Genomic DNA, 4,413 nt, shown 5'->3' with positions numbered 1-4,413 from the left:
AAAGAGATTAAACACCTTCAGCAAAACCCAAAGGTTGAAACTGAGCATCATTGATAATTTTAACCGTTTCCCCCGACTGCTTAATCACAAACAAACCGCGCCGATAGGCATAGACATCTATCCCCTGATCAATTTCAATGCCTGCCACTGCCCCATAAACCCGAAACTCTCGAAATTGGGGGAAAGCAACCTTAAATCGCTGTAATCGGCTGACAAAATCATCTACATCATCCCTCGACAGTCGAGATTTACATTCCACAGCCACCAACTCGCTCCCATTCACCGCCACAATATCAATCTCCATTGCCGCCCCAGAACGCTTACTTTTCAAGCGACTCATCGTTTGGGTGACATCAATGCCCCGTTCCTGAAATAAACGCACGACCGCAGGCTCTACCATTTCTTCAACGAATCTGCCCCAGCGTGTTGTTAGGTTATTAACGGCTTTGGTCGTTTCTTGTACCTGTTTTTTTAATTCTTCCATCGTGCGATTAGCTTCCTCTCTGCGGCGATCAGCTTCGGCACTGCGGCGATCGGCTTCGGCACTGCGGCGATCAGCTTCCTTTTGAAACTCGGCAAATTGGGCCTCAGTTCTTTCAAATAACTTGTAAATATCGGCGATCGTTACAGCGTCTGACATAGGAAGATTCTTCAAGCTTGAGGAGTCTAGTCCCATTCTAGCGACTTGGCCCAGAAAAAATCCCTAGCTTCTCATCCGTGTTTTTTCAATCAATTATTGACTATCAACTAATCAGCGATCGCAGTTCAAGGGGAAGGGGTCAAAGGTCAAAAGGCGATCGCGTTTTTAATGGATAATAGGCAATTGACAATGGATAATTATCAGCCGAAGTTCCTGCGGCAATAGGCTACTATTTTGACCATCAGGAAGAAATCAACCTGGAAATCACCCAAGAATGGGATCAGGTACAAATTAGCATAACGCGAATAGCTAAATCACCTTTTTACAACGGGATGAAAAAAGTGACTTTTTCCCCGCCCTTCCCCCGAATGCACCCCGTAACTGATATAAGTAGAGATGTAGGTCTATAACCAAAATTGCCGCATCAGTTCGGTTAGGTGACTGTTTTTCGCTTGTCTAGGAGGGTAGATATGCTCAACGAATTAATTTATGAAGGATTAGGTTTAAGTGCTGTTTTCGGAGGACTATTCCTCTGGTCGCGCTCTGGTCTCGTCAGCAAAAATACCGCCCTTTTAGCCGCACAAGCGCAATTACAGCAAAGTAACTCAGATTTGTTGGCTCAAGTCAAGGGTTTAGACGTGGCGCAATCAGACTTAAAAGACGAAAATCAGCAGCTGCACGCCAAAATCATTCACATAGAACAACATTCCGCCCAATTACAGCACAAAGCTACGGATTTAGAAAATTCTCTCCAGTCCCTCCAGCAAGCTGTCCAGATAGGTGAGGGTGAAATCGAACAACTGAAAACCACCGCTAAGGAAATAGAAGCGGAGAAAGCTGGTTTGATGGAGCAGTTAGAGGCAGAAAAAGCCCAAATTACTAGCCTAGAGGCACAGATTCAAACTTTAGAGCAGCAAAAAGGTGAAATTAACCGTCAATTTGACTTGACCAAAAAACAGACCACCTCTCTCTATAGTCAAATTCAGACCCTAGAACAGGATAAAGCTCTCTTACAGCAAGATATAGAAAAAGCCGAGGAATTAAGGGCGAAAGTGGCCGATTTAGAGCATAAAAACCAAGAATTAAGCGATTTAGCTGCTCAAATTCCCAGCTTGCAAGGTCAAATTCAAACCTTAGAACAGAATCTGGCTGACCAAACAGAACAGTATGAGCGAGGACAGCAGGAAATAGCCAGCTTACAGGATCAAATTAGCGGGTTAGAGCAGCAAAAAAAGTCTCTCAGCGAAGATTTAGCCGCAAGTCAAACTCGATCGCTCTCTTTAGGCCAAGAATGCGACAATTTAACTATAAAACTCCAAGAAACCGTCGCTCAAGTGACAGCCATAACCGCCGAAAAGGACAGTCTCGGCGCTCATCTCGAAGCAGCTAAACTGGAGTTACAAGCTTTAGCAGCCCAGAAAGGGGAATTATCGGCAGAATTAAGCACTGCTGCCGAAAAAATTGCTCATTTAGAAGGGCAATTACAGGAATTAACCCAGTTACCGCCACAATTGGCTGATTCTCAGGCAAAAATTGCTGATTTAGAAGGGCAATTACAGGAATTAACCCAGTTACCCCAACAATTGGCTGATTCTCAGGCAAAAATTGCTGATTTAGAAGGGCAATTACAGGAATTAACCCAGTTACCGCAACAGCTAGAAACCTATCGGGAAAACATTTCTAATTTAGAGATTCAACTACACCAGTTAAGTGCCGAAAAAGACCAATTAGAAACCACAACTTCCCGTCATATCGAGGAATTAAGCCAACAAAATCGCCAACTAACTCAAGATTTAGAAGCCCAAAAAACGGCAGCTAAAGCTTTAGAAAAGGAAAAAATTAAGTTTGAGGGTGAGTTAGCAACTAAGCAAAAAGAAATCGCCGCTTTAGAGGTTCAAATTCAAAACCTAAAGCAAGAAAGAGACGATTTCTCTCCACAAACTGCCCCTATTACCACTAATGAACCAGCAGCAATTATTAGCGAGACTCCGGTAGTAGAAGAGCAGGAAACCCCCTCGGTGATTGCCGAGGAAACTCCCCCGGTGATTGCCGAGGAAACTCCGGTAGTAGCAGCAGAAAAAATCCTGGTTGCCGATACGAGTTTAGAAGTGCAACCCGCAGCGGAGATAGTCCAAACGAGTCAAGAATCCGCCGAAAATACCCTAAGGGGAAAAAGCGTAGTTATACTAGGAACCTTCAGCAAAATCAGTCGCGAGAAAGCGAAATCATTGATTATTAATGTCGGTGGTACTGTTACCAGTTCCCCCAGTGCGAACACTGATTATATTCTCCTCGGTAAAGCCCCCGGTGAGAAACTCAAAAAGGCTCAAAAATTAGGCATAAAAACCCTTTCAGAAGCCCAATTTCTGCAAATGGTAGAATTAGTTTAGCCGTCGGTTGTCAGGAGATAGGGTGGTCACTGCGTGCGCGTTGCGGAGGGTTTTGGGGTGATAGGGTGATGAAACAGCTTCCCCACTTCCCCACTTCCCCACTTCCCCACTTCCCCACTTCCCCACTTCCCCACTTCCCCACACCCCACACCCCACACCCTGTTCCCTTGATTACCAAAATTATGAGTCAAAAAATTGCCTTTTTAGGATTAGGAGTGATGGGAGCGCCGATGACGACTAATCTTGTCCGTCAAGGTTTTGCTGTCAATGCTTGGAATCGTACCCCAGAGGCGCCGGGGATAACCATTGCCGGGGCAGCTGGTGCGAACATTTGTTCTAGTATCGCCGCCGCCGTCAGGGATGCCGAGATTGTCTTTACCTGCGTCGGAGATGTGCCTGACGTGGAAGCGGTAATTTTAGGACAGGGGGGTGTCGTGGAATCGGCAGCGGTGGGAACTCTGGTGGTGGATATGAGTACCATTGGCTCTCAAGCCGCTAGGATGATTGGTAAAAAGCTAGAGGAAAATAATCTCCGTTTTCTCGATGCTCCCGTCTCTGGTGGCGATATTGGGGCGAAAAACGGCACTTTAACTATTATGGTGGGAGGGAAAGAAGCGGATTTTCAGACTTGTCTGCCCTGTTTTCAAGCCATGGGCAAAACTATTCGCTGGTGTGGCGAAATCGGCAACGGACAAGCAGTAAAACTCTGTAATCAAGTCTTGGGGGCGGTTCACATGGTGGCGCTGTGTGAGGCTCTAAAAATGGCAAAAATTCAAGGATTAGACCCCAATTTAGTCATAGAAGTCTGTAAAACGGGGGCGGCGGGTTCTTGGGCGTTGGAAAATTTGGGACCAAAAATCCTCGCCCAAGATTTACAGCCGGCTTTTATGATTGAACATATTTTAAAAGATTTGCGATTAGTCAAAGAAACTGCCCAGACAGCCGGGGAAATTCTGCCCGGGACAGATTTAGCGGAAACTCTATTTAAAGTAGTAGCGGAATTGGACGAAGGCAAGGGAATTAAACAGGGAACCCAAGCGATGATTCGCGCCTACGATTAAGCCTTTTGTTGACGTTGACACTCCCGTTGCCTAAAGGCGTGGGGATTCTTCATTCACAGGGAGATGCCTTGCAAAAGCAGTGCCTTTACTTGGTCTTACTCTCCCTCCAGAAGCAGTAGCGGTATGCCCTACCGCCAAAATTCGTAAACCTTCATCCCGAATATTCTTAGCGGCATTGATATCTCTATCGTGGGTTTCTCCACACTTAGGACATTGCCAACTGCGAATATCTAAACTCAAACTATCCAGACGATTTAAACAGTTACTACAAGTCTTAGAGCTAGGAAAGAATCTATCTACTTCTATATAGATTTTTCCTTCC

General features: G+C 45.5%; 4 protein-coding genes. 2 read left to right on the top strand and 2 right to left on the bottom strand.

Annotated features, from left to right (window positions below):
- Nucleotides 1-7: 7 nt before the first annotated feature.
- Nucleotides 8-640, bottom strand: a complete 633-nt coding sequence (locus O9295_RS00735; RefSeq protein WP_288030960.1) for a DUF3782 domain-containing protein — start codon at nucleotides 638-640, stop codon at nucleotides 8-10.
- Between the two features lie 470 nt (nucleotides 641-1,110).
- On the opposite strand from O9295_RS00735, the gene O9295_RS00730 reads away from it, so the two are divergent.
- Nucleotides 1,111-3,030 carry a BRCT domain-containing protein gene (locus O9295_RS00730; protein ID WP_288030958.1) on the top strand — a complete coding sequence of 640 codons (1,920 nt, stop codon included), beginning with the start codon at nucleotides 1,111-1,113 and terminating at the stop codon, nucleotides 3,028-3,030.
- 182 nt (nucleotides 3,031-3,212) lie between these two features.
- Entirely contained in the window at nucleotides 3,213-4,091 is an 879-nt protein-coding gene (locus O9295_RS00725; protein ID WP_288030956.1) for an NAD(P)-dependent oxidoreductase, read from the top strand.
- Between the two features lie 30 nt (nucleotides 4,092-4,121).
- Here the strand turns inward: O9295_RS00725 and O9295_RS00720 are convergent.
- A partial coding sequence (locus O9295_RS00720; RefSeq protein ID WP_288030953.1) for a zinc ribbon domain-containing protein occupies nucleotides 4,122-4,413 on the bottom strand: 292 nt, incomplete at its 5' end.

It is taken from the genome of Microcystis sp. LE18-22.4A (assembly GCF_027531105.1).
GTDB classification, from domain to species: domain Bacteria; phylum Cyanobacteriota; class Cyanobacteriia; order Cyanobacteriales; family Microcystaceae; genus Microcystis; species Microcystis aeruginosa.
Note: the sequence above shows the minus strand (reverse complement) of the source record. Positions and strands in the feature narration are given on the sequence as shown.